Annotated in this window: 20 protein-coding genes; 12 read left to right on the top strand and 8 right to left on the bottom strand. The window is 72.0% G+C overall.

Going from position 1 to position 25,943, the window contains the following annotated elements; translation table 11 throughout:
• Positions 1-7: 7 nt before the first annotated feature.
• The 6 genes from ACIRF9_RS40750 to ACIRF9_RS40775 are packed head-to-tail and all read right to left on the bottom strand — an operon-like array spanning position 8 to position 7,504.
• Positions 8-322 carry a hypothetical protein gene (locus tag ACIRF9_RS40750; RefSeq protein ID WP_403833387.1) on the bottom strand — a complete coding sequence of 105 codons (315 nt, stop codon included), beginning with the start codon at positions 320-322 and terminating at the stop codon, positions 8-10.
• Positions 256-657 (bottom strand): vitamin K epoxide reductase family protein, encoded by a 402-nt coding sequence (locus tag ACIRF9_RS40755; RefSeq protein ID WP_403833214.1) that lies wholly within the window; start codon positions 655-657, stop codon positions 256-258. The genes ACIRF9_RS40750 and ACIRF9_RS40755 overlap by 67 nt, the downstream gene beginning before the upstream one ends.
• Positions 654-1,436, bottom strand: a complete 783-nt coding sequence (gene narI, locus ACIRF9_RS40760) for a respiratory nitrate reductase subunit gamma (RefSeq protein WP_403833216.1) — start codon at positions 1,434-1,436, stop codon at positions 654-656. Before narI (ACIRF9_RS40760) ends, ACIRF9_RS40755 begins: the two co-directional genes overlap by 4 nt.
• Complete coding sequence (narJ, locus tag ACIRF9_RS40765) at positions 1,433-2,254, bottom strand: nitrate reductase molybdenum cofactor assembly chaperone (protein WP_403833218.1); 822 nt, start codon at positions 2,252-2,254, stop codon at positions 1,433-1,435. Before narJ (ACIRF9_RS40765) ends, narI (ACIRF9_RS40760) begins: the two co-directional genes overlap by 4 nt.
• Complete coding sequence (narH, locus tag ACIRF9_RS40770) at positions 2,251-3,807, bottom strand: nitrate reductase subunit beta (RefSeq protein ID WP_403833220.1); 1,557 nt, start codon at positions 3,805-3,807, stop codon at positions 2,251-2,253. The genes narJ (ACIRF9_RS40765) and narH (ACIRF9_RS40770) overlap by 4 nt, the downstream gene beginning before the upstream one ends.
• A gap of 1 nt (position 3,808) precedes the next feature.
• The gene (locus ACIRF9_RS40775) at positions 3,809-7,504 is read right to left on the bottom strand and encodes a nitrate reductase subunit alpha (RefSeq protein ID WP_403833222.1); all 3,696 of its coding nucleotides are present in this window, start codon (positions 7,502-7,504) and stop codon (positions 3,809-3,811) included.
• A 421-nt stretch (positions 7,505-7,925) separates the two neighbouring features.
• Here ACIRF9_RS40775 and ACIRF9_RS40780 point away from each other — a divergent pair, with 421 nt between their 5' ends.
• The 6 genes from ACIRF9_RS40780 (at position 7,926) to ACIRF9_RS40805 (ending at position 15,404) form a co-directional block, all read left to right on the top strand.
• On the top strand, positions 7,926-8,759 hold the full coding sequence (locus ACIRF9_RS40780; RefSeq protein WP_403833224.1) for a DUF2249 domain-containing protein: 834 nt from the start codon (positions 7,926-7,928) through the stop codon (positions 8,757-8,759).
• 31 nt (positions 8,760-8,790) lie between these two features.
• Positions 8,791-9,294, top strand: coding sequence for a hypothetical protein (locus ACIRF9_RS40785; protein WP_403833226.1), 504 nt, complete (start codon positions 8,791-8,793; stop codon positions 9,292-9,294).
• A gap of 727 nt (positions 9,295-10,021) precedes the next feature.
• Positions 10,022-11,284: a TIGR04053 family radical SAM/SPASM domain-containing protein gene (locus ACIRF9_RS40790; protein WP_403833228.1), complete on the top strand. Its 1,263-nt coding sequence runs from the start codon at positions 10,022-10,024 to the stop codon at positions 11,282-11,284.
• On the top strand, positions 11,281-13,929 hold the full coding sequence (locus ACIRF9_RS40795; protein ID WP_403833230.1) for a multicopper oxidase domain-containing protein: 2,649 nt from the start codon (positions 11,281-11,283) through the stop codon (positions 13,927-13,929). Before ACIRF9_RS40790 ends, ACIRF9_RS40795 begins: the two co-directional genes overlap by 4 nt.
• Positions 13,929-14,375, top strand: a complete 447-nt coding sequence (locus ACIRF9_RS40800; protein ID WP_403833232.1) for a hypothetical protein — start codon at positions 13,929-13,931, stop codon at positions 14,373-14,375. The genes ACIRF9_RS40795 and ACIRF9_RS40800 overlap by 1 nt, the downstream gene beginning before the upstream one ends.
• A gap of 36 nt (positions 14,376-14,411) precedes the next feature.
• A complete protein-coding gene (locus ACIRF9_RS40805) occupies positions 14,412-15,404 on the top strand; it encodes an Acg family FMN-binding oxidoreductase (protein WP_403833234.1) in 993 nt (330 codons plus the stop codon).
• Between the two features lie 22 nt (positions 15,405-15,426).
• Here the strand turns inward: ACIRF9_RS40805 and ACIRF9_RS40810 are convergent, their stop codons facing one another.
• Positions 15,427-15,849 (bottom strand): pyridoxamine 5'-phosphate oxidase family protein, encoded by a 423-nt coding sequence (locus ACIRF9_RS40810; RefSeq protein WP_403833236.1) that lies wholly within the window; start codon positions 15,847-15,849, stop codon positions 15,427-15,429.
• Positions 15,850-16,125: 276 nt separating this feature from the next.
• Here ACIRF9_RS40810 and ACIRF9_RS40815 point away from each other — a divergent pair, with 276 nt between their 5' ends.
• The 6 genes from ACIRF9_RS40815 (at position 16,126) to narI (ACIRF9_RS40840) (ending at position 24,949) form a co-directional block, all read left to right on the top strand.
• Positions 16,126-17,412, top strand: a complete 1,287-nt coding sequence (locus ACIRF9_RS40815; RefSeq protein ID WP_403833376.1) for a nitrate/nitrite transporter — start codon at positions 16,126-16,128, stop codon at positions 17,410-17,412.
• A gap of 87 nt (positions 17,413-17,499) precedes the next feature.
• Positions 17,500-17,976, top strand: coding sequence for a hemerythrin domain-containing protein (locus ACIRF9_RS40820; protein ID WP_403833238.1), 477 nt, complete (start codon positions 17,500-17,502; stop codon positions 17,974-17,976).
• A 203-nt stretch (positions 17,977-18,179) separates the two neighbouring features.
• Positions 18,180-21,863 (top strand): nitrate reductase subunit alpha, encoded by a 3,684-nt coding sequence (locus ACIRF9_RS40825; protein WP_403833379.1) that lies wholly within the window; start codon positions 18,180-18,182, stop codon positions 21,861-21,863.
• Between the two features lies 1 nt (position 21,864).
• Positions 21,865-23,538, top strand: coding sequence for a nitrate reductase subunit beta (narH, locus tag ACIRF9_RS40830; RefSeq protein WP_403833241.1), 1,674 nt, complete (start codon positions 21,865-21,867; stop codon positions 23,536-23,538).
• A complete protein-coding gene (narJ, locus tag ACIRF9_RS40835; protein WP_403833243.1) occupies positions 23,535-24,182 on the top strand; it encodes a nitrate reductase molybdenum cofactor assembly chaperone in 648 nt (215 codons plus the stop codon). Before narH (ACIRF9_RS40830) ends, narJ (ACIRF9_RS40835) begins: the two co-directional genes overlap by 4 nt.
• Positions 24,179-24,949, top strand: a complete 771-nt coding sequence (gene narI / locus ACIRF9_RS40840) for a respiratory nitrate reductase subunit gamma (RefSeq protein ID WP_403833244.1) — start codon at positions 24,179-24,181, stop codon at positions 24,947-24,949. Before narJ (ACIRF9_RS40835) ends, narI (ACIRF9_RS40840) begins: the two co-directional genes overlap by 4 nt.
• 30 nt (positions 24,950-24,979) lie before the next feature.
• Here narI (ACIRF9_RS40840) and ACIRF9_RS40845 read toward each other — a convergent pair whose 3' ends face one another.
• On the bottom strand, positions 24,980-25,942 hold the full coding sequence (locus tag ACIRF9_RS40845; RefSeq protein ID WP_403833246.1) for a hypothetical protein: 963 nt from the start codon (positions 25,940-25,942) through the stop codon (positions 24,980-24,982).
• Position 25,943: the final 1 nt, after the last annotated feature.

Below are 25,943 nucleotides of genomic sequence, written 5' to 3' on the forward strand. Positions count from 1 at the left end.
CCTCGCCTTACACGACCGTGGCACCGCCGTCCGCCAGCCCGGTGTCCGCGGCGTCCGACCGTACGGCACGCACCTCGGTCGCGCCGGGGGCGGCGAGGGCGCTGAGCGCGGCCACGGCGGCGGCGTCGCGGTCGACGGCGGTGTAGGCGGCCGGGCGGCGGGCGAGGGTCAGCCGGGCGGTGGCGCCGAGGCCGGCGGCCAGCTCCACCACCCGGTCCCGCAGACCCACACCCAGGGCGTCCAGCATCCACCGGGTCAGCTCCACACCGCCGGGACGCAGCACACGCTTGCCCAGGCGGGCCAGCAGCCAGTGGCCGGGCATATGGGCGGCGGGCGCGCCCCGGAGAGCACGGCGACGCCCAGGGTGGTCACGTCGGCGACTGGGCCGAGGCCGAGCAGCATGTTGGGGAAGCCGAACAGGCCGCCCTGCGGGCTGGACATGACGCTGCCGCAGCTCACGACGGGGCTGATGTTGCAGGGCGGTTGGTAGGCGGGGTCGCGGAGCAGGCGCCGGTCGTCCACGGTCAGCCGGAAGGAGGCGAGCCAGCCGAGGATCCCGGGGAGGACCATCACGCATCCCGTGCGGCGGCTCGCGCCCACCGCGTGCGGGCGCGGGGCGGTCGTGGTGCCCGGTGCGAGCGAGGGTCCGTGGCTCATGCGGCTCGCCGGGGGCCCGACGCGGACCGGGTCCGGCCGCCCACCCCCGGGGCTGCCGCCGGTGCGGTCCGCCGCCGGTAGACCAGGTAGGGCCGGGCGAGGTAGCCGATCGGGGCGCTCCACACGTGGACCAGCCGGGTGAACGGCCAGGCCGCGAAGAGCAGGAAGGCGGTCAGGGCGTGCAACTGGAAGAGCAGCGGGGCTCCGGCGATGGCCTCCGGCTCCGGCTGGAGGACGAACAGGCCGCGGAACCATACGGAGACGGTGGAGCGGTAGTCGTAGCCGCCGCCGAAGACGTTGTGGGCGGCGGTGGCGGTGATGCCGAGCAGGACGGTGGCGGAGAGCAGCGGGAAGAGGAGCTTGTCGCTGCGGTCGGTGCCGAGGCGGATCCGGCGGGTCAGCAGCCGGCGGGCGCACAGCATGCCCAGCCCCGCGACCATGGCGACGCCCGCCACCGAGCCCGCCCAGACGGCCGTGGTGTGGTAGGCGTGCTCGCTGATGCCCACGGCCTCGGTCCACGAGCCGGGAACGGCGAGCCCCACGACATGCCCGGCGATCACCATGAAGGCGCCGAGGTGGAACAGCGGGCTGCCCCAGCGCAGCCAGCGGTGTTCGAGGAGCTGGGTGGTCCGGGAGGTCCAGCCGAACTGGTCCTGCCGGTAGCGCCAGACGTGCCCGACCGCGAACACGGCGAGGCAGATGTAGGGGACGGCGACCCACAGGAGGAGATCGGCACCGCTCGCCGCGGCGGCGGCCAGGGGGGAGAGCGCGGCGTTCATCGGGGGCCTTCCGTACGGCTGGTCGGGGCGGGCGGGACTCGGGTCGGCGGTGCCTGCATGGGCGGCACGAACGTGCCCGGAGGCGCGAACTCGCCGTCCCCGTAGGTCCCGTAGGGGTCGAGGCCGACCTCCTCGTCCGGCGGGCCCTCGGCGACTAGCTGGTCCACTGCCGCGCGGTCCGCCTCGGTGGGCGGTGGCATCAGGGTGAGCAGCGCGGCCAGGACATGCCGGTAAGGGGAGTCGGAGTCGGTCAGCGCCCGGTGGATCAGCTCCAGCCCGCGCCGGTGCTGGCGCAGCGGCGCCTCGCCGGCACCGGGACCCGTCAGGGCGGCGAACTCCAGGACGACCGGGAGGTGGTCGGGCAGTTCGCCGCCGTCGGTGTCCCAACCCGCGGCGCGGTAGCGCTGGTTCAGGGTGAGCAGGGCCATGCCCCGGCGGCGGGTGTCGCCGTGCAGGTAGTAGGTGAGGTAGAGGCTGCTCCTGCGGCGCAGGTCGAACATCTCGACGTAGTGGCGTTCCAGAGCTTCCGGCTCCTCGTCGGCGAGCCAGGCGGTGAAGGCGGCCAGGTGCTCGGCGGCGGGTGACGGCGGCAGCGCCTCGACCGTGGCCGTCAGTACCGGGCGGGCGGCGGCGAGTTCGGCATCCGGGTACTGCAGCAGCAGCGAGCACAGCCGCAGCAGCAGGGAGCGGGCCTCGGCCTCCTCCGGCGTGAGCCGGGCCGGGCGGCGTACGGCCGCCCGGATTCGGGTGCGGACGAGGGCGGGAATCGATGGGGGTCTCCCCAGGCGTTCAGCACTGGGGGAGGGCAGCGGGCTCACGAGTGGCCTCCGGCGGTGTCGCGGCGCAGGGTGGGGATGCCGAGCATCACGCGTCGGCCACCGGCCTCGGCCGGTTCGCCCGACGACTCGACCGGGCAGCGGTTCTCCATCGCGGTCAGTGCGGCCGCGTCCTCCTTGTGCGCGGCGGGGACCACGTACCGGTCGGCGTACTTGGCGACGGCGAGCAGCCGGTGCAGGTCCTCCGCCTCGCGCACGGTGAGTCCGACGGCCTTGAGGACCGCCTCGTCCCCTTCCTCACCGAGGGTGCGCTCGCGCATGTAGGAGCGCAGCGCGGTGAGCTTCATCAGCACCCCGCCGACCACATCGGTGTCCCCGGCGGTGAACAGCTCGGCCAGGTACTCGAGCGGGATGCGCAGCCGGGTGACGGCGGCGAAGACATGGTCGGGGTCGTCCTGGTCGCCGCCCGCCGCGTCGACGGCGTCGAGCACGGGGGAGAGCGGAGGCACGTACCAGACCATCGGCATCGTCCGGTACTCCGGGTGCAGCGGCAGCGCCACCTTGTACCGCATGACCAGGTCGTACACCGGGGAGCGGCGGGCGGCGTCCAGCCAGTCGTCGGGGATGCCCGACTCCCGAGCGGCCGCACGGACTTCGGGGTCGTGCGGGTCGAGGAAGACGCCGCGCTGGGCGTCCAGCAGGTCCTTCTCGTCCGGGGTGGCGGCGGCCTCGCCGACGCGGTCGGCGTCGTACAGCAGCAGCCCGAGGTAGCGCAGCCGGCCGACGCAGGTCTCCGAGCAGACGGTGGGCTGGCCGGCCTCGATGCGCGGGAAGCAGAACGTGCACTTCTCGGCCTTGCCGGTGGCGTGGTTGACGTACACCTTCTTGTACGGGCACGCCGTCACGCACATCCGCCAGCCCCGGCAGCGGTCCTGGTCGACCAGGACGATGCCGTCCTCCACGCGCTTGTACATCGCGCCCGACGGGCAGGCGGAGACACAGGCCGGGTTGAGGCAGTGCTCGCACAGGCGCGGGAGGTGGAAGAGGAAGGTCTGCTCGAACTCGAACTTGACCTTCCGCGCCCACTCACCGCTGAGGTTGGGGTCGCCGCCGGCGTTCTCCGGCGCGCCGCCCAGGCCGTCCTCCCAGTTGGCGCCCCAGGTGATGGCCGTGGGCTTGCCGGTGAGGACGGAGCGGGGGCGGGCGACGGGGATGTCCTTGCCGGCCGGGGCGCTGACCAGGTTGTCGTAGTCGTAGGTGACCGGCTCGTAGTAGTCCTCGAGGGTCGGCAGGTCGGGGTTGGAGAACAGCGACAGCAGCCGCTTGATCCGCCCACCGGAGCGCAGGACGAGGCGCCCGCGCTTGTCGAGCATCCAGCCGCCCTTCCACTGCTCCTGGTCCTCGTAGCGGCGGGGGTAGCCGACGCCGGGTTTGGTCTCGACGTTGTTGAACCAGGCGTACTCGACGCCGGTGCGGTTGGTCCACGTCTGCTTGCAGGTGACCGAGCAGGTGTGGCAGCCGATGCACTTGTCGAGGTTCATGACCATCGCGATCTGAGCCATCACCCGTCCGATAGTGGCTTCGCCACGGGGCATGTCAGTACTCCACATCCTGCGAGCGACGACGGATCACGGTGACCTCGTCGCGCTGGTTGCCGGTCGGGCCGTAGTAGTTGAAGGCGTAGGTGAACTGCGCGTAGCCGCCTGCGAGATGGGTGGGCTTGAGCAGCAGCCGAGTCAGGGAGTTGTGGATGCCGCCGCGCTTGCCGCTCACCTCGGTCTTGGGGACGTTCACGTTGCGGTCCTGGGCGTGGTACATGTACACGGTTCCCTCGGGCATGCGGTGAGTGACCACGGCCCGGGCGGCGACGACGCCGTTGCGGTTGTACGCCTCGATCCATTCGTTGTCCTTCACGCCGATCTTCTCGGCGTCGACGGTGGACATCCAGATCGTCGGCCCACCGCGGGACAGATCGAGCATGTACTTGTTGTCCTGGTAGTTCGAGTGGATCGACCACTTCGAGTGCGGGGTGAGGTAGCGGACGGTGACTTCGGCGCGGCCGTCGTCGAGGTGCTCGTCGCCGTAGTGCTTGGGAGTGTTCAACGGCGGCCGGTAGACCGGCAGTTGCTCGCCGAGTTCCGTGATCCAGTCGTGCTGGACGAAGAAGTGCTGGCGGCCGGTGAGGGTGTGCCAGGGCTTCTTGTGCTCGGTGTTGATGACGAAGGGCGAGTAGCGGCGGCCACCCGTCTCCGAGCCCGACCACTCGTAGGAGGTCATCACGGAGCGCGGCTGGGTGCGGGTGTCGGCGAAGGTGATCCGCTCCGCCTCGCGCTCGGAGGCGAGCTCCACCAGGCCCTCCCTGCCGGTCTGTTGCTCCAGTGCGCGGAAACCCTCGGTGGCCAGGCGGCCGTTGGTGGTGCCGGACAGGGCGAGGATCGCCTCGCACATGTGGCTCGCGGTGGCGAGCGCGGGCCGTCCGGCGGCGACTCCGTCCCTGACGGTGCCGTTGCGGCGCCGCAGGTCGTCGATCTCCTGGTTCGGGTGGACGGTGACGCCCTTGGTGGTGGTGCCCAGGGTGTCCAGGAGCGGGCCGACGGCGCGGATCTTCTGGCCGATGGCGGCGTAGTCCCGTTCGATCGTGACCAGCTTCGGCATGGTCCGGCCCGGGATCGGCTCGCACTCGCCGGCCTTCCAGTCCCGTACGACCCCGCCGGGCTGGGCGAGTTCGTCGGGGGTGTCGTGCAGCAGCGGCACCGCGAGGACGTCGGTGCGGGTGCCGAGGTGCTCGGCGGCCAGCTCGCTGAACCGGTCGGCGATCGTGAGGAACGCGTCGTAGTCGGTGCGGGCCTGCCAGGGCGGGGCGATCGCGGGGGTGAAGGCGTGCACGAAGGGGTGCATGTCCGTGCTGGACAGGTCGTCCTTCTCGTACCAGGTGGCGGCCGGCAGGACGACGTCGGCGAGCAGACCGGTGGACGTCATCCGGAAGTCCATGGTGACCAGCAGGTCGAGCTTGCCCTCGGGTGCCTCCTCCCGCCACACCACGTCCTTCGGGCGCCCCTCGGGCGGGGTCTCCTCGGAGCGGACGGCCGCGTCGGTGCCCAGGAGGTGCCGCAGGAAGTACTCGTTGCCCTTGCCGGAGGAGCCGAGCAGATTGGCCCGCCACACGGTCAGCACGCGCGGGAAGTTGGCCGGGTCGTCGGGGTCCTCGGCGGCGAACCGCAGCCGACCCGACTTCAGCTCGTCGACGATGTGCTCGGCGACCTCACGCCCTCGAGCCTTCGCCTCGTCCGTCAGGTCGAGCGGGTTGCGGTTGAAGCCGGGGTGACCGGGCGTCCAGCCCAGCCGCACGGCCTGCGCCAGACAGTCGGCGAAGCCCTTGCCCTGGAACCGTCCCTTCCCCAGCGGGGAAGCCAGCTCCTGCGGCCCGAACGCCTCATAGCGCCACTGGTCGGAGTTCAGATACCAGTAGGAGGTGCCCGCCATGTGCCGGGTGGGCCGCTGCCAGTCGAAGGCGAACGACAGGTGCTGCTGCCCGGTGACCGGACGGACCTTCTCCTGGCCGACGTAGTGCGCCCAGCCGCCGCCGTTGACGCCCTGGCAGCCGGTCATGGTGGTCAGCGCCAGGAAGGCACGGTAGATGGTGTCGGAGTGGAACCAGTGGTTGGTGCCGGCACCCAGCGCGATCATCGAACGGCCCTGTGTGCGCTCCGCGTTGCGCGCGAACTCCCGGGCGATACGGGCCGCCTGCTCGGCCGGCACGGAGGTGATCGTCTCCTGCCAGGCCGGGGTACAGGGCTCGCTCGCGTCCTCGTACGACGACGGCCAGCTGCCCGGCAGCCCGGGACGCCGCACCCCGTACTGGGCGAACATCAGGTCGAACACGGTGGTGACGAGCCGTCCGCCGATCCTGCGGACCGGAACGCCCCGGACCATGATCGAACCGCCCTCGGTGCCGCCCTCGTCGAACCGGGGCAGCGCGATCTCGACGCTCTCCTCGGCCCGCTCCAGCAGGCTCAACTCGGGTACGACATCGCCCAGTTCGAGGTTCCAGCGGCCTCGCCCGGCCTCCCCCCACCGGAAGCCGAGCGAGCCGCCGGGGACCACCGGTTCGCCGGTGGCCCGGTCCAGAAGTACGGTCTTGAACTCGGCGTTCTCCTCGTCACGGCCGAGGTCGGCCGCCGTGAGGAACCCGTCCGGAACGAGACCGTGGTCGTGCTCGCGCAAGGTCACCAGGAACGGCGCGTCGGTGAACTTGCGCAGGTAGTCCTGGAAGTACGGCACTTCTCGGTCGACCAGGAACTCGCGCAGGATCACATGCCCCATGGCCATCGCCAGCGCCCCGTCCGTGCCGGGGTGCGGGGAGACCCACTCGTCGGCGTGCTTGACGTTGTCGGCGTAGTCGGGGCTGACGGCGACGACCTTCGTGCCGTTGTAGCGGGTCTCGGTGAGGAAGTGCGCGTCCGGGGTGCGGGTGACGGGGATGTTGGAACCCCACATGATCAGATAGCCCGCGTTCCACCAGTCCGCCGCTTCCGGCACGTCCGTCTGGTCGCCGAAGACCTGCGGCGAGGCGATCGGCAGGTCCGCGTACCAGTCGTAGAACGACAGCAGGGTGCCGCCGATCAGCGAGTGGAACCGTGCTCCGGCCGCGAACGAGGCCATCGACATCGCCGGGATGGGTGAGAAGCCCGCGACACGGTCGGGGCCGTACGTCTTGACGGTGTGCACCTGGGCGGCGGCGATCAGTTCGCTGACCTCGTCCCAGTCGGCGCGGACCAGACCGCCCTTGCCACGGGCGCGCTTGTACGCGCGGGCCTTCGCCGGGTCGGAGGTGATCTCGGCCCAGGCCGCCACCGGGTCACCCAGCCGCTTACGGGCCTCCCGCCACAGCTTCAGCAACGCGCCCCGCACATACGGGTAGCGGACCCGGCTGGGCGAGTACGTGTACCAGGAGAAGGACGCCCCGCGCGGGCAGCCGCGCGGCTCGTACTCGGGGCAGTCCGCGCCGATCGACGGGTAGTCGGTGGCCTGGTGCTCCCAGGTGATGATGCCGTCCTTGACGTACACCATCCACGAGCAGGAACCGGTGCAGTTCACCCCGTGCGTGGAGCGCACCACCTTGTCGTGCGCCCACCTGTCCCGGTAGAAGCCCTCCCACTGCGGGTCGCCCGTGCCGAACACGGCGCGCCCGTCGGCCGACACCTCACGGCGGGTGAGCAGCCGCCGGGCGGCCAGCGGCCAGCCCTCACCTGCGCGGGGCTCCTGACGCCGTGCGTTCTGATCGTTCTCCATGGCCAGGAACGCTAGGTGGCGCGGAACCCGGTGCACCTGGGGCCGGCGGTCCTCGCCGGACGACCTTCCGGCCCAATCCGGCCGGCCGCAACAGGGACCAATGGTCCCGGCACCCGGGACCGGTCGGCGGGGGAGCCGGGCTGGCCGGCGTTGCATGCTTGGCACTGACCGAACCGCGGATGCCCCTCTGTACGACCGCATTCCGTGCCTGCCAGGCGGCTGATTCCCCCGTCCCCGGCCGCCGCGGGTGAAGCGCGTACGGCGCGTGGCGCCCGGTCCGGTCGCGCGTCCGGCCGTCCCTCACGGCCGGACGCGGCATCCCTCTTCCCCGGCGTCGACGTTCCCCGGCGCCGACGCCCGGGATGCCGGCCCCGCCCGTGCCGGTCGGCCGAGCCGATCGCGACCTGCTGGAGACACCCCCATGAGTGCGCTCACCCTCGCCTCGGCCCCCGAGGACGCCAAGGCCCTCGAAGCCGCCGAGGCGCATCACGCCCGCCTGGCCGGGGAACTGGCCGGACGGGTCAAGATGCTGCTGACCGCCGTGGCCCGCGACCCGAGCGCTGCCGCGCGGATCCACGCCGGGCTAGTGGCCTTCTGCGACCGTTCACTGCTGCCGCACGCCGCCGTGGAGGAGGCCGTGCTCTATCCGGCCGCCCATGGCATGCCCGAGGCCCGCCTGCTCGTCGAGAGTCTCATCGGTGAACACCGCTGCCTCACCGCGCTCGTCGCCGCCCTGCGTGCCGCACCCGGCCCCTCGGGCGCGGCGGCCGACGCCCGGGCCCTGCAGGTGCTCTTCGAAGAGCACGTGGCCAAGGAGAACGGCCTCGTGCTGCCTCTGCTCGCCATGACGCCCGACGTCTCCCTGGCCGCGCTGCTCGCGGACATGCACCACCGGCTCGCCGACGGCACGCGCGCCAGGAACGCCCAAGAGGATCAGGACCTCCAGGAAGGACAGGACATGCGAGAGGCGCGGATCGAGGAGACCGGCGGCTGCGGCGGGGTGTGCGGCTGCGGCGGCGAGGAGGAGACGGCCGAGCCCGAACTGGACGTGCGGGAGGTTCCGCACGCCCTGCGTCACGCCACGGTCTTCGGCGCCCTGGACGCCGTCCCGGCGGGCACGGCGATGGTGCTGGTCGCCCCGCACGACCCGCTGCCGCTGCTCGCGCAGATCGAACAGCGCAGCCCGGGAGCCTTCTCGGTGGAGTACCTGGAACGCGGCCCCGCAGCCTGGCGACTGCGGCTCAGCCACCGCTGACCCACAGCCACTCGACGAAAGAGGACACGTCATGGACGCATCGCACCGCCGGGCCGGCACCCTGCTCGGGACGGTCGGCATCGCCCTGGGAGTCGCCGGACCTGTCATGCTGTGGCGCGGTCGCAGCGGCAGAAAGGAGATCCGCACCGAACTGGCGGCCCAGAAGATCACCTTCCCCCAGCGCGGGCTGCCCGCCGAACTCGCCGCCCACGCCGGCCACCGCGTGGAAACCGGCCCCGAGGCACACGCCTACGCCGAGTTCATCAAGGGCAATCTCGCCCATGCCACCGGCGGCCGCACCTACGCCGAGATCACCGCCGAGCTGTACGCCGTCGGAGGCGACGACGAGAAGCTCGCCGAGCTGCGCCAGACCGCGTTCATGGGCCAGTCCCTGCGCGCCTCACTGATGTCCGCCTACCAGGCATGGCACCTCACGACCCTGGTCACGGGCCTGGGCGCCGCACTGACCGGTCTGGGCGTGGCCCTGCTGGCCACCGCTGACGCCCTGGCACCCCGCTCCCCGAACCGCCCCTGAACAGACAGGCGCGTCCGCGTCTGTCCGGCGGCGCGCGGACCGCATCTGTCCGGGGGCCGTCCGCTCCCGCGGGGCCCTGTCCGGGGGCCGTCCGCTCCCGCGGGGCCCTGTCCGGGGGCCTGTCCGAAGGCTCGTCCGCGCCTGCCGGGGTCTGTCTGAGGGCCAGTCTGAGGGCCGTTCGTGCTTGCCGGGGTCTGTCTGAGGGCCCGTTCGTGCTTGCCGGGGCCTGTCTGAAGGCCCGTTTGCGCTTTCCGGGGCCTGGCCTGTCTGAAGTGGCATGTCCGCGCTTGCCGGGACCTGTCCGTCCCGGGACCTGTCCGAAGGCCCCGTCGCGCCTGCCGGGCCTGCAGAGCCTCGCCCGCGCCTGCCGGGCCTGCACGCCTCGCCCGCGCCTGCCGGCCCAGCACGCCTCGTCCGCGCCTGTCCGGGCGCGGACGAGGGGCCCGTACGGCCCCGTCGTACCGGTTGCGAAGAGGGACCCTCGGCCCTGTTCGAGAAGACCATCGGCCGCCGCGCCGACCACCGCCGCCGCTGGATGCTGACGGCGACCGATCCGGAGGTATCCCGTGTACGACCACGTCGACCGCCCTCGAGGCCGATTCCACCGCCGCCGCTCGTGGTGGACGCCGCGCACGGTACGGCCCGGTCACCGTCCGGCCGCCCGCCTCGTCTGCCCCGACTCCAGGGCGGCCGGACACAGCCCCAGGGCGCTGGGCAGGGCCGCGCGATGAACACGGCCGCCCATGCCATCCGCCGCCAACGGCACAACGCGGGAGAGCGGCCCTTCATCGTCATCTGGGAGTCCACCCGGGCCTGCCCGCTGGCCTGCCTGCACTGCCGCGCCGAGGCGGTGCCCGACCGCGACCCGCGCGAGCTCGACACCGCCGCCGCCAAGGAGCTGCTGCGCCAGGTGGCCGCCTTCGGGCAGCCCGCCCCGCTGTTCGTCATCACCGGCGGTGACCCCTTCCAGCGCCCCGACCTCACCGAGCTCATCTCCTACGGGCAGGAGGCCGGCGTCCGGGTCGCGGTGTCCCCGTCCGGTACGCCGACGCTCACCTCGGGGCGGCTGCGGGAGTCGCACGCGGCGGGGGCGGTCGGCCTCTCGCTGAGCCTGGACGGCTCCACCGCCGCACTCCACGACGACTTCCGGGGGGTGCCCGGGGTGTTCCGGTGGACCCTGGACGCCTGGGACGCGGCGCGGGCTCTCGGCATGAAGGTGCAGATCAACACCACGGTCGCCCGGCACAACCTGCACGACCTCCCCGACATCGTCCGCCTGGTCGCCGACCACGGGGCGATGCTGTGGAGCGCCTTCTTCCTGGTGCCCACCGGCCGCGGCCGCAGCCTCGGGGTGCTGACCGCGGGGGAGGTGGAGGACGTCCTCAACTTCGTCCACGACGTGGGGCTGACCGTGCCCGCCAAGACCACCGAGGCCCACCACTTCCGCCGCGTCGCTCTGCAGCGCCGGGTTCTGGCCGCCACCGGCGACGACCACGTGGCGGTGCTCGGACTCGGCCCGCTGTACCGGGAGTTGCGCGAGCGCGCCACCGAGCTGGGCCTGAACGCCGGAGCGCGCCGCGTGCGGCGCCCGCCCCTGGACGTCAACGCGGGCCGCGGCTTCGTCTTCGTCTCCCACACCGGCACCGTCCACCCCAGCGGCTTCCTGCCGTTGGGTGCCGGAAACGTCCGCGAGACACCGCTCACGGAGATCTACCGCACCTCGGAGCTGTTCACCGGACTGCGGGACCCCGGCCGGCTGGGCGGCCGGTGCGGAGCGTGCGAGTTCCGCCGGGTCTGCGGCGGCTCGCGATCGCGCGCGTACGCCGTCACCGGCGACCCGTACGCCGAGGAGCCGTGGTGCGGATACGTCCCCGGCTCCTTCCCCCACCAGGAGGAGTTGGCCGCGCTCCTGCCCGCCGGCGCCGACGGCGGGAACGCGTCGCACCAGGGAAGCGGCGCGAGTTCGCCCCAGCACCAGGGAGTGGCATGACCAGCATCGCCGACGGGCCTGCCGGGACCGGCGACGCGAGCGGACCCGCCAAGTACCCGAACCGGTTCAGGGCGTCCGGCGCGAAGACCCGGCATCTGCGCGCCCACGTTCTGGTGGTGGGGTGGCTGGGCCTGGCCCTGCTGACGGCCGCGGCACAGGAGTCGCTGCCGGTGGCCCGCTGGCTGGCTGTGCACATGTTCCTGCTCGGTGCGGTCACCACCGCCATCCTGATCTGGAGCGAGCACTTCGCCGTCGCCCTGCTGCACGTGAAGATTCCCGACGAGCGCCGGAGCACCGCGCGGCTCGCGGCGGCCAACCTCGCCGTGGCCGGGCTGCTCGTCGGCGTGTGGACCGTACGGTCCGTGCTGACCGCCGTCTCCGCCGTGCTGCTGGTGGGCGCGGCGACCGCCCACCTGGTGATGCTGGTCCGCCTGGGGCGGGGCGCGCTCGGCGGGCGGCTGAAGCCGATCGTCTCCTACTACCGGGCGGCCACTGCTGCCCTGATCGCCGGTGCCGTACTCGGCGCGCTGCTGGCCACCGGCGGCGCCGGCGGGCCCGATCGGTACGCCGGGCTGCGCCTGGCGCACATCCACGCCACCCTGCTCGGCTGGATCGGTCTGCCCGCCCTGGGCACGCTGTTCATGCTGTGGCCGACCGTGCTGGGCGTCAGGATGAAGGACCGCACCACGAAGGTGTCGCGGTGGGTGCTGTGGCTCACCGGCGGCGGACTGCTGGTGGCGGTCACAGCTCTGGCACTCGGATGGCGCTGGCCCGCCGCGGCGGGTCTCGCCCTCTACGTGGAGGGAGCGGCCCTCGCCGTCCACCTGTTCGTGCGCACCGTACGCGGCAACCGTCCCGTCTCCGCGGCGGCGGCCTGGATGCTCGCCGCCGCCACCTGCTGGCTGCTGATCGCGGTCGCGGCGGATCTCGCATGGCTGGTCACCCGGCCGCTCGCGGCGGCACGGACCGGGATCGACTCTCTCGTCCCGGTGCTGCTCATCGGCTTCGTCGCCCAGATCCTGATCGGCGCGCTCACCTATCTGCTGCCGGTCGTCCTCAGCAGCGGCCCGAAGGACCGTGCGGTCGTCCGGGCGCCGCTCGAACGGGGCTGGCCGGCGAGGCTGGTGGCGCTGAACACCGGGGTCGCGCTGGCGGCCCTTCCACTGCCCGGCCCGGTTGCCACGGCCGGCATGGTGCTGGCCGCGCTGGCCGGGGCCGCGTTCCTCGCCCTCACGGTGCCCGTACTCGTCCACAGCGGCCGGAGGCTGCCCGCGAACAAGGACACGGACACGGGCGCTGCCGGAGTGTCACGGCGCCCCGTCCTGTGGGGCACGGCCGCGGGTGCCGTACTCACCGTGCTGGCCGTGCTCGTGGCCAACAGCGGCGGGGACACGAACGGTCGGACGAGCACCGCGAGGACGACGGGCGCGGGCGCCGGGACCACCCGCACGGTCGCCGTCACCCTGAAGGACATGCGTATCCGGCCGGCGCGCGTCGAGGTCGCGGCGGGCACCGCGCTACGGCTGAAGGTCACCAACGACGACGCCCAGCGCCACGACCTCAAGGTCGAGGACGGTCCCGCCACCCCGATGCTCGCCAAGGGCAGCACCCGCGTACTGGACCTCGGGCGGGTCACCGAGAACCGCGAGGCGTGGTGCACCCTGCCGGGCCACAAGGCGGCCGGGATGACCATGGACATCGTCGTGAAGGACGGCGCAGCGACGGACGGCAGTGAGCACGAGGGACACGTATCGGCCGCCGGCGACGACGACGGCCTGGACCTCTCCGCAGACTTCTCCACCGGCTGGCAGTCCCGCGACGCCGACCTCGCCCCCGTGCCCGGCGGGACGGTCCACAGGGTCGAGCTGCACGCCGCGCACACCACGGTCGAGGTGGCGCCGGGTGTGAAACAACAGATGTGGACCTTCGGAGGCACGGCCCCCGGCCCCACCCTGCACGGAAAGGTCGGGGACGTCTTCGAGGTCACCCTCGTCAACGACGACACCGCCATGGGCCACGGCATCGACTTCCACGCCGGCTCCCTCGCCCCCGACCGGCCCATGCGCACGATCCAGCCCGGCGAGCGCCTGGTCTACCGCTTCCGCGCCGAGAAGGCCGGGGCCTGGCTGTACCACTGCAGCACCGCCCCGATGCTCCAGCACATGGGCAACGGCATGTACGGCGCCGTCGTCATCGACCCGCCCGGCCTCGCGAAGGTGGACCACGAGTACGTGCTGGTCTCCTCCGAGCTCTACCTCGGCACACCCGGCAGCACGGCCCAGGTGACGAAGATGCGCGAGGGCACCCCGGACGCCTGGGTGTTCAACGGCGTCGCCGACCAGTACGCCCAGCGGCCCCTGAAGGTGAAGGCCGGCGAGCGGGCCCGCTTCTGGGTGGTCGCCGCCGGGCCGGGCGACGGCATCGCCTTCCACATCGTCGGCACCGTCTTCGACACCGTGTACAAGGAGGGCGCCCACCTGCTCGAGCCGGACCAGTCGGGCGGCTCGCAGGTGCTGGACCTGGCCGCGGCACAGGGCGGTTTCGCCGAGACGACGTTCCCCGAGGCCGGCCACTACGCCTTCGTCGACCACGACATGCGCCACGCCGAGGCGGGCGCGCACGGCATGGTGGAGGTGAGCGACTAGTGGACACCGTCGGCGTGTGGTCCCTGGTGCGGTTCGCGCATGTGGCCGGCGCCGCCCTCTGGGTCGGCGGCCAACTCGCCCTCTCCCTCGTGATTCTGCCGCTGGCCCGCCATCTGCTCGCCCCGGAGGCCAAGGACGGCTTCACCGCCGCGGCCGGTCGCCGGTTCGGGATGCTGACCGGAGCGGTGTTCCTGCCCGTGCAGCTGGCCACCGGCTGGGCCATGGCCTGGCACCGGGGAGTCACCTGGGCCTCCCTCGCCGAACCTGGCTACGGCCGCACCCTGGCGACCAAACTCGCCCTCTTCGTGGTGGTGATGCTCGCCGCGGCAGGCCACGGCATCGCCCACGCCAAGGGCCGCGCCGACCTGGCCCGGGCCCTGGCGGTCGTCTCCCTCGTCGGTTCACTCGGCGTCGTCCTGCTGGCCACCGCCCTGCCCGCCACCTGACCGGCGGCCATGACGAAGAAAGGAAGGGAAGCCATCATGCGCACCCAAGTCCTGCTCGACGCGGACACCGTGGAGTCGCTCCTGGCAGCCGCCGTGGCGGCCCCGTCGATCCACAACACCCAGCCCTGGCGTTTCCGCCTGGACCCCGACCACCAGGTGCTGGAAGTCCATTCGGCGCCGGAGCGAACACTGCCCCTGACCGACCCGACGCACCGCGCCCAGTATCTGTCCGTGGGCGCCGCGGTGTTCAACCTCCGGCTCGCCGCCGTGCACCGGGGCCTGCGACCCGACGTGAAGCTGCTGCCGGATCCGCACGAACCCGGCCTGCTGGCCACCGTACGGCTGACTGGTCCCCTCCCTGAGGGGGAGCAGCCGTCGGACCCTGGCCTCTACGAGGCCATCGCACGGCGGCACACGAGCCGGGTGCCGTTCACCGGCCGACCGGTGCCCGAGCCGATCGTGGCCGAGATGGCGTCGGCCGCCCACGCCGCCGGCGCCCGTCTGCACGTGCCGGACATCGTCGGAACACGGCGCCTGCTGCGCCTGACCGCCGCGGCCGAGGCACGCAACCACGCCCATCCGGACCGCACCGCGGAGACCCTCACCTGGCTCACCGCCCCCGGCGGAAACACCCCCTACGGCATTCCCGTCACCGCGCTCGGCCCACCGGACGCCGGCAGGCGGATACCGATGCGGGACTTCACCGGCGCACGGCCCGCCCTCCGCCTGCCCGCCCTGTGGTTCGAACGCCACGTCCAACTGGCCCTGTTGTGGACGCCCCACGACCGGCGGGAGGACTGGCTGCGAGCCGGCCAGGCCCTGCAGTACGTCCTCCTCACGGCGACCGCCCGAGGACTGCGCACCTCAGTCCTGCACCAGGCCATGGAATGGCCCGACCTGCGCTCCAGGACGGCCCTCCCACGACACCAGCGATGCCACCCCCACCTGCTGATCCGATTCGGCTACGGCCCGGACGGCGGCCGCCGCACACCGAGAGCCCCCGGACACTCCGTGCGACGACCCGCGTGATGCGAACCCGGGCCCCCGCGCCTCACTGCGTGTCGCGCGCCCCCCGGAGCTCGCGTCCGGTGACCATCTCGGACTCGATCCGTACGAACACGGCGTCCCGCAGAGGCATCCAGGACATGGGCCCGGCCTGGGAGAGCCGGTCGTGTTCGCCGGGGTCGGTCACCACGTCGGCCCGTCCGGTGACGACCACGCTCCAGCCGGACCGGCTCCCGGCGTCGAACTCGTCCGCCTCGAAGGCGACCACGACGCCGTCGATGGCGCGGACGAGGTCCGAGTCCGGTGAGGTGCGCAGCAGGACGGAGGCGTCCGTGTCCAGGGAGAAGTTGATCGGGAGGACCGCGGGCAGCGCCTGCCGGGTGTAGACCACGCGACCGACCGGCACCTTGGCGAGCAGGCGCAGACACTCCTCCCGGTCGAGTGCGCGAAAGGCGTCGTACTGGAACATCAGTCCATCGTCTCCCCGGTGAGGCCAAAGGGGGTAGGGCCTATCGGCCCCACCCCCCACCACGCGGGCAGGGCGGTACCCGGGGCCGTACGCAGGGACGGCCGGGCCCGAACCCGGGGACCGTCCGTCCGTCGGTAGGGACTCATGGCCCATGCCGACGGCGAGACCTGACGCGGACAGTGGTCACGGGATGCCGTTCAGCAGGCAAAAGGACCTGCCGTGCACGTGCGATCCCTGTGGCGCAGTACCACCATGAAGAGGAAAGGGACGGACAACATGGTCCAGCCGTTGAAGTCGAAGAGCGGCAGCTCACCGTCTGCCGTGCCGGTGTCCGGCCGGGCGTGGCTGATGCTGGCCCTGGCCACCGTCGGTTTCGCCGTGAACTTCTGGGCGTGGGCGCTGCTCAGCCCGCTCGGCCCCCGGTTCAAGGACAGCCTCGACCTGTCGTCGTTCCAGCAGTCGCTGCTGGTGGCGGTGCCGGTCGTGGTCGGCTCGCTGGGCCGCATCCCGGTCGGTGCGCTCACCGACCGGTTCGGCGGACGGGTGATGTTCCCGATCGTGTCGGCGGCCACCATCGTGCCGGTGCTCTACCTCGGCCTGGCCGGGCACTCCTCGCTGGCGGCACTGCTGGTGGGCGGGTTCTTCCTCGGGATCGGCGGCACCGCCTTCGCCGTCGGCGTCCCCCTCGTCAACGCCTGGTTCCCGCCCGAGCGGCGAGGCCTTGCCATCGGCGTTTTCGGCGCCGGCATGGGCGGCACCGCGATCAGCGCTCTGACCACGGTGAAGCTGGTCGACGCCAACAGCATGTCCACCCCGTTCCTGATCACCGCCGCGATGCTGGCCGTGTACGCCGTGGCCGCCGCGCTGCTGCTGCGTGACGCACCCGGCCGCATTGTGCCGACCGAACCGCTGGGCCGCCGCCTGGGCGCCACCCTGCGTCTGGGCGTCACCTGGCAGGCATCCGCGCTGTACGCGGTCGCGTTCGGCGGCTACGTCGCCTTCTCCGTCTACCTGCCCACCTACCTCAAGACCGGCTACGGGCTCACCCAGGCCGACGCCGCCAACCGGATGGCCGGATTCGTGCTCCTGGCGGTGGCGATGCGCCCGATGGGCGGCTGGTTGTCCGACCGGCTGGGCCCGGTCCGCGTGCTGGCCGGCTCGCTGGCCGTGGTCGTGGCCGGGGCCGTGACCCAGTCGTTCACCCCGCTCCTGGCACCGGTGGGCACCATCGCCTTCCTGGCCATGGCCGCCGCGCTCGGCGCCGGCAGCGGGGCGACCTTCGCCCTGGTGGCCCTGCGCACCCCGGCCAACCAGGTCGGCTCCGTCACCGGGGTGGTCGGCGCGGCGGGCGGCCTGGGCGGCTTCCTGCCGCCGCTGGTCATGGGCTCGCTGTACGGCGAGTACGGAACGTACGCGGCCGGTCTGGCCCTGCTCGCGGTCGTGGCCGCCGTGGCCCTGGCCTTCACCGTCACCGCGGTGCGCGCCGCGGGCGAGGGCGGCGAGCGCAAGCCCCACACCGGCGGCCGGCGCGGGCACCGCACCACCGCAGGCACCACCGCGTAAGGGCGAGCGGACGACCCAGACGGGCCGAGGAACAGCGACGGGCCGAGGGACGGCCGAGGAACGGCCGAGGAACAAGGAGAAGAACCGGTGTGCGAGTACTGCGGCTGCCAGGCCCTGGAGACCATCGACGAACTGACTCAGGAGCACGACGAGGTGGTCCGCCTCCTCAGCCACCTCCGCCCCGCCCGTCAGGAGGGCGGTGCGGCCCGGATGGCGGAGGTCGCCCGTGAGATCGCGAGGGTGCTCGGCCCGCACACCCGGGTGGAGGAGCACGGCCTGTTCCCGGCCCTGGCCGGCGACTTCCCCGAGCAGATCGCCGCTCTGGAGGCCGAGCACCGCCGTATCGAGGCCGTGCTGGCCGAGGCCGCCGAGGGGGCCACCCCCTCCGACCCGGCCTGGCCGGACCGGCTGATGGAGGCGATGGCCGTGTTGCGCGACCACATCCTCAAGGAACAGGACGGCGTCTTCCCGGCCGCACTCGCCAACCTGAGCACCGAGGAGTGGGAAGCGGTCGAGGCCGTGCGCGCCGAGGCGGGCGGCGCCCTGTCCCGCCCGGTCGCCTGACCGGGCGGAGCCCGAGCAGCCGCTTCCGCGCAGGCGATCTTTGCAAGCCACGTGTTCCCTGTGGCGTGGCTGTTGACCTTCCGGGGGACGGCGGTCGTAGTGTCGTTCGCGGCCGAAACCGACACGATTCGAACGGGCCGACGTGCCCGGGGCGGAGTGGCACGGTGAGCACGGAGACCAGCCGGGAACGGGCACGGACGGGCATGGACGGCGATCTGGCGGAGGCGCTGGTGCGCAGCCGCCGGTTCTTCACCAGGGCGGAGGTCTCCGACGACCTGCGGACCCTGCACCGAACGGGCGGCCGGCAGGCGGACGAGTTCTACCGGGACCGCTGGTCGCACGACAAGGTGGTGCGCTCCACCCACGGGGTCAACTGCACGGGTTCCTGCTCGTGGAAGGTGTACGTCAAGGACGGCATCATCACCTGGGAGGCACAGCAGACCGACTACCCCTCGGTCGGCCCGGACCGTCCCGAGTACGAGCCGCGCGGCTGCCCGCGCGGGGCCGCCTTCTCCTGGTACACGTACTCGCCCACCCGGGTCCGCTACCCCTACGTCCGGGGTGTGCTGTTGCAGATGTACCGGGAGGCCAAGGCCCGCCTCGGCGACCCGGTGGCGGCCTGGGCGGACATCGTCTCCGACCCGGAGCGCGCCCGCCGTTACAAGAAGGCGCGCGGCAAGGGCGGCCTGGTCCGGGCGAGCTGGGACGAGGCGGTGGAGCTGGTCGCCGCCGCGCACGTGTACACGATCAGGAGGTACGGCCCGGACCGGCTGGCCGGGTTCTCGCCGATCCCGGCGATGTCGATGGTCTCCCACGCGGCCGGCGCCCGCTTCTACTCCCTGCTCGGCGGGGCGATGCTGTCCTTCTACGACTGGTACGCCGACCTGCCGGTGGCCTCGCCGCAGGTGTTCGGTGACCAGACCGACGTACCGGAGTCGGCGGACTGGTGGGACGCCGGCTATCTGATCATGTGGGGCTCGAATCTGCCGGTGACCCGTACGCCGGACGCGCACTGGATGGCGGAGGCCCGCTACCGGGGCCAGAAGGTCGTGGCGGTCTCCCCGGACTACGCGGACAACGTGAAGTTCGCCGACGAGTGGCTCCCCGCCCAGCCGGGCACCGACGGCGCGCTGGCGATGGCCATGGGGCATGTGATCCTCAAGGAGTTCTTCGTCGACCGGGCCACGCCGTACTTCACCGACTACGTCAGGAAGTACACGGATCTGCCGTTCCTGGTCGCCCTCGACGAGGCCGGGGGCGAGCCGGGCACCTGCCGGCCGGGAAAGTTCCTGACCGCCGCCGACCTCGGCGGCGAGTACGCGCGGGCCGAGCACGCGGAGTTCCGGACCGTACTGCTGGACGCGGCCACGGGCCGGCCGGTGGTGCCCAACGGCACGCTCGGCGACCGCTACGGCGAGTCCGGCGCCGGGAAGTGGAACCTGGACCTCGGCGACACCCGGCCCCTGCTGTCCGCCGAGGGCGGTGACGAGGCGTCGGTCGCGGTCGAACTGCCCCGCTTCGACGCTCCCGACGGCAGCGCGGGCCGGCTGCGACGCGGCGTCCCCGTACGGCGCGTCGCCGGGCGACTGGTGACCACGGTGTACGACCTGATGCTGGCCCAGTACGGCGTGGCCCGCGACGGTCTCCCCGGTGAGTGGCCGTCGTCGTACGAGGACGCGAGCGAGCCGTACACCCCGGCCTGGCAGGCGGCGATCACCGGAGTGGACGCGGGCCGGGTCGCCCGGATCGCGCGCGAGTTCGCGGCCAACGCCGAGGAGTCCGGCGGTCGTTCGATGATCATCATGGGAGCGGGTACCAACCACTGGTTCCACTCCGACACCATCTACCGCGCCTTCCTGACCCTGACCACGCTCACCGGCTGCCAGGGGGTCAACGGGGGCGGCTGGGCGCACTACGTCGGCCAGGAGAAGGTCCGTCCGATCACGGGCTATGCGGCGATCGCGACCGCCGCCGACTGGAACCGGCCGGCCCGGCTGATGATCCAGACCGCGTACTGGTATCTGCACAGCGACCAGTTCCGCTACGACCCGTTCTCCGCCGACACCCTCGCGGCGGCCGGCTCGGGCGGCCCGTTCGCCGGGAAGTCCACCGCCGACGTCATCGCCCAGTCCGCGCGGATGGGCTGGATGCCGTCGTACCCGACCTTCGACCGCAACCCGCTGGACCTGGCCGACGAGGCAGAGGCGGCAGGGCGCCCCGTCGGCGAGCACATCGTGGCCGAGCTCAAGGAGGGGCGGCTGCGGTTCGCGGGCGAGGACCCGGACGCTCCCGAGAACTTCCCCCGCGTCCTGACCGTGTGGCGGGCCAATCTGCTGGGATCCTCGGCCAAGGGCAACGAGTACTTCCTCAAGCACCTGCTCGGCACCGACGCGTCGGTGCGGGCCACCGAGGCGCCGCCGGACGCCCGCCCGACCGATGTGGTGTGGCGGGAGGAAGCCCCCGAGGGCAAGCTCGACCTGCTGCTGACGCTGGACTTCCGCATGACCAGCACCACGGTCTTCTCCGACGTCGTCCTGCCGGCCGCCACCTGGTACGAGAAGCACGACCTGTCCAGCACCGACATGCACCCCTTCGTGCACGCGTTCAACCCGGCGATCGCCCCGCCCTGGCAGACCCGCACCGACTGGGACGCCTTCCACACGCTCGCCAAGGAGTTCAGCCGCCAGGCCGCCGACCACCTCGGGGTCCGCACGGACGTGGTCGCCGCCCCGCTGCTGCACGACACCCCCGACGAACTGGCCACCCCGCACGGCCGGGTCCGGGACTGGAAGGCGGGGGAGTGCGAGCCGGTTCCCGGCCGCACCATGCCGAAACTCATCACCGTCGAGCGGGACTACGGCGCCGTCGCCGACAAGATGGCTGCCCTCGGTCCGCTGCTCGACACCCTGGGCGCCACCACCAAGGGCATCACCTTCAAGGTCGACCGCGAGCTGGAGTACCTGCGGCACAAGAACGGCACCGTGCGCGGCGGAGCGGCCGACGGGCGGCCCTCGATCGCCCGGGACGTACACGCCTGCGAGGCGATCCTCGCGCTGTCCGGCACCACCAACGGCCACCTGGCCACGCAGGGCTTCCACACCCTCGAAGCCCGCACCGGCACGCGGCTCGCGGACCTGGCCGCCGAGCACGAGGGCAGGCAGATCACCTTCGCCGACACCCAGGCCGCCCCCGTCCCGGTCATCACCTCCCCCGAGTGGTCGGGCTCGGAGACGGGCGGGCGCCGCTACTCGCCGTTCACGGTCAACGTCGAGCGACTCAAGCCCTGGCACACCCTCACCGGCCGCCAGCACTTCTACCTCGACCACGACTGGATCACCGCTCTCGGCGAGCAACTCCCGGTCTACCGGCCACCGTTGAACATGGACGCGCTGTTCGGCGAGCCGCGCCCGGGCGACGTCGGGGAACTGGGCGTGACCGTCCGCTACCTGACCCCGCACAACAAGTGGTCGATCCACTCCGAGTACCAGGACAACCTGCTCATGCTCTCCCTGTCGAGGGGCGGCCCGACGATCTGGATGAGCACACAGGACGCGGCGAAGGTCGGGGTGAGGGACAACGACTGGGTCGAGGCGGTCAACCGCAACGGTGTGGTCGCCGCCCGTGCGATCGTCTCGCACCGTATGCCCGAGGGCACCGTCTACATGCACCACGCCCAGGACCGGTTGATCGACGTGCCCCGCACCGAGACCACCGGCCGGCGCGGCGGCATCCACAACTCCCTGACCCGCCTGCTGATCAAACCGAGCCACCTGATCGGCGGCTACGCCCAGCTCTCCTACGCCTTCAACTACCTGGGCCCGACCGGCAACCAGCGCGACGAGGTCACCGTCATCCGCCGCCGCGCCAACCAGGACGTGGAGTACTGACATGCGCGTGATGGCCCAGATGGCGATGGTGATGAACCTCGACAAGTGCATCGGCTGCCACACCTGTTCCGTCACCTGCAAACAGGCGTGGACCAACCGCACCGGCGTCGAGTACGTGTGGTTCAACAACGTCGAGACCCGCCCCGGCCAGGGGTACCCACGCCGCTACGAGGACCAGGACACCTGGAAGGGCGGCTGGGAACTCAACAAGCGCGGGAGGCTGGCGCTCAAGGCGGGCGGCCGGTTCAGGAAGCTGATCCAGATCTTCTCCAACCCGGTGCTTCCGTCCCTGGACGGCTACTACGAGCCGTGGACGTACGACTACGAGACCCTGACGAACGCGCCGCTGCAGGAGCACACCCCGGTCGCCCGCCCCAAGTCGCTGATCAGCGGCAAGGACATGAAGATCTCCTGGTCGGCGAACTGGGACGACGACCTCGGTGGCTCGGCCGCGACCAGCGAGCGGGACGTCCTGCTGAACGAGGTCTCCGAGAAGATCAAGTTCGAGTTCGAGCAGACCTTCATGTTCTACCTGCCGCGCATCTGCGAGCACTGCCTCAACCCGTCCTGCGCGGCCTCCTGCCCCTCCGGCGCCATCTACAAGCGGGAGGAGGACGGCATCGTGCTGGTCGACCAGGACCGGTGCCGCGGCTGGCGGATGTGCGTCACGGGCTGCCCGTACAAGAAGGTGTACTTCAATCACCGCACCGGCAAGGCCGAGAAGTGCACCTTCTGTTTCCCCCGCGTCGAGGTGGGCCTGCCCACCGTCTGCTCCGAGACGTGCGTCGGCCGTCTGCGCTACATCGGCCTCGTGCTCTACGACGCCGACCGCGTCCTGGAAGCCGCCTCCACCCCCGACGACACCGGCCTGTACGAGGCCCAGCGGAAGGTCTTGCTCGACCCCCACGACCCCCAGGTCATCGCCGAGGCGGAGCGCGGAGGCATCCCGCGGGACTGGATCGAGGCCGCCCAGCGCTCACCGGTCCACTCCCTGATCAACACCTACAAGGTGGCCCTGCCGCTGCACCCGGAGTACCGCACCCTGCCCATGGTCTGGTACATCCCGCCGCTGTCCCCGGTGGTCGACGCGGTACGCGACACCGGCCGCGACGCCGAGGACCACCACAACCTCTTCGCCGCCGTCGACGCCCTGCGCATCCCCGTCGACTACCTCGCTCAGCTCTTCACCGCCGGCGACCCCGCCCCTGTGGACGCGGTCCTGCACCGACTGGCGGCCATGCGCTCGTACATGCGCGACATCAACCTCGGGCGCGAGCCGAACGACACCATTCCCCAGTCGGTCGGCATGAGCGGCGAGCAGATCTACGACATGTACCGGCTGCTGGCCCTGGCCAAGTACGACGAGCGCTACGTCATCCCGCCCGCCCACGCCGAACAGGCGCACAGACTGGAGGAGTCGGCGACCGAGTGCAGCCTGGACTACGAGGGCGGCCCCGGCATGGGCGGCTCCGGGCCCTTCGGCGAGACCTCCGGCGGCGCCGCCCCCCTCGCGGTCGAGAACTACCGTGCCCTGCGCGACCGGCAGACCTCCGACACCCCCGCCACGCCGACCGACAAGGCCACCCGGGTGAACCTCCTCAACTGGGACGGCAAGGGCTCCCCGCCCGGCCTCTTCCCGCCCACCGCGGACGACGAGAACGGCTCCGTGTCATGAGGCCCCTCGCCACCGACGCCCGTAACGCCCTGGCCTGGCAGGCCCAGTCGCTGCTGCTGGCCTACCCCGACGACCAGTTCGAACACCGCCTCACCCTGGCCCTCAAGGTAGCCCCCACTCAGCCGAAGACGGTCGGCGGCCCCCTCGTGCGCTTCGCCGAGCACGTCGCCCGCACCCAGCCGCAGGAGCTGGCCGCCGACTACGTCGCCACCTTCGACCACCGCAGACGCTGCTGCCTCTTCCTGACCTACTACGCGCACGGTGACACCAGGAAACGTGGCATGGCCCTGCTGCGTCTGAAACAGACCTACGCCGAAGCCGGATGGCGGGTCACCGACGACGAACTGCCCGACCACCTGGCCGTCGTCCTCGAATTCGCCGCCGCCGAGCCCACCCTCGGACACCGGCTGCTCAACGATCACCGTGCCGGCCTGGAACTGCTGCGCCTCGCCCTGCGCGACTCCGCCTCGCCCTGGGCGTCGGTACTGGAGTCCGTTTCGGCCACCCTGCCCGGGCTGCGCGGCGACGAACGCGAAGCCGTCATGCGCCTGGCCGCCCAGGGACCGCCCGAGGAACAGGTCGGCCTCGGCCCGTACGCACCCCCGCAGTTCCTGCCCGACCCCGTCGTAGGAGGCCCCCGATGAACGCGCCCGCCGAGCACGTCACCCTGGCGGCCGAGACCGCCACCGGCGGCACCCTGCTCTGGGTCGTCCTGCCCTACGTCGCCCTCGCCGTGTTCGTCCTCGGCCACGTCTGGCGCTACCGCTACGACAAGTTCGGCTGGACCACCCGCTCCTCCCAGCTCTACGAACGCCGCCTGTTGCGCATCGGCAGCCCGCTGTTCCACTTCGGCATCCTCGTCGTCCTCATCGGCCACATCGGCGGCCTGGTCATCCCCGAGAGCTGGACCGAAGCGGCCGGCATCGGCGAGGACGCCTACCACGTGTCGGCCGTCGTCCTCGGCACCATCGCGGGCGTCGCCACCGTGGGCGGACTTGCCATCCTGATCTATCGCCGCCGCACCGTCGGGCCCGTGTTCTCCGCCACCACCCGCAACGACAAGGCCATGTACGTCTCCCTCACCCTGACCATCGGGTTGGGCCTGGCCGCCACCGTGGCCGCGAACCTCGTGGGCGGCGGTTACAACTACCGCGAAACGATCTCCCCCTGGTTCCGCTCCATCTTCTACCTCCAGCCCGACCCGGACCTGATGAGCGAAGCGCCCGTGCTGTTCCGGCTCCACGCGCTGAGCGCCCTCCTCCTGTTCGCGTTCTGGCCCTTCACCCGGCTCGTCCACATGCTCACCGCACCACTCGGCTACCTGACCCGCCCGTACATCGTCTACCGCAGCCGCGACACCCGACTCGGCGCCCGCGCACCCCGCCGGGGCTGGGAACGGACCGGCGCCTGAGCGAGCAGCAGACGGGGCGGAAGCACCGTCTCAGGGTCCGGAAGCCGGGCCACCGGCCTGCGGGGGGTGGCACAGGGGGCAGGGCGGACAAGGGTGTTGCGGATAGCGCAGAGCCCGGGCTCCGTCCCCCGCTTCCGGGGTCCCCTGCAGCCACACGTTCCCGAGCTGCCGCCACTGGGCGAGCTCCGTGGTCCAGCTCACCGGCCGCTCCAGCCCCAGCGCGTCGATGAGGAGTCCGCGGTGCACGTCGAACGCCGACTTGACCAGCGCCGCGTAGGCGAGCGCGGTGTGCACGGCGCCGCGGTAGGCGATCCAGCCCAGGAGCAGCCCGCCACCGCCGCACGCCAGCGCGGCGTACCAGGACAGGACGATGGCGGCGAGGACCCCTCCGGCACCGGCGAACAGCACGCTCAAGCCGCACATCGTCACCATCAGGTCGACGTCGGACGCGGCCACCGCGAGTTGGGCGGCGAACCGTTGCGGGAGCACCGGGTACAGCCGGGGCCAGACCAGGACGGCGTCGATCCCGTAGCGGTCGTACGGGTGTGTCTCGGCGGATCGGAGCACGTTGCCGAACCGGGTCGGCATGACGTCGTCCTCGGCCAAGGGGTAGTACGGCGCTTCGCGGGCGAAGACCTTCGGATCGGTCACGACGGTTCGATGGCGCAGCCGGTACCGATCGGTGCACCGCTCGCGCACGGCGTTGAGACCCGGGAGTCTGGGCCAGTGGCCCTCGAGCAGCCTCACCAGGAGGGGGAGTTGAGCAGACCATAGGGCGCCGATGAGGAGGGAGGCGGAGAAGGCACCCAGCGCCATCGCCGCACGGGCCTCGGTGCCGCGCTCGTGCCACCATCGCGCGGCGTCCGCCCAGCCCCACCCCGTGACGGTCAGCGCCGTGAGGCCACCCCAGAAGAGCAGGTTGGGCAGCCACACCGCGAACAGGAAACGGCGACCGAGCTGGCCGCCGAGTTTCTCCAGTGTTCCGGTGAGCACG

Origin of the sequence: Streptomyces sp. NPDC096132 (assembly GCF_044763345.1) — a bacterium.
GTDB lineage: Bacteria > Actinomycetota > Actinomycetes > Streptomycetales > Streptomycetaceae > Streptomyces.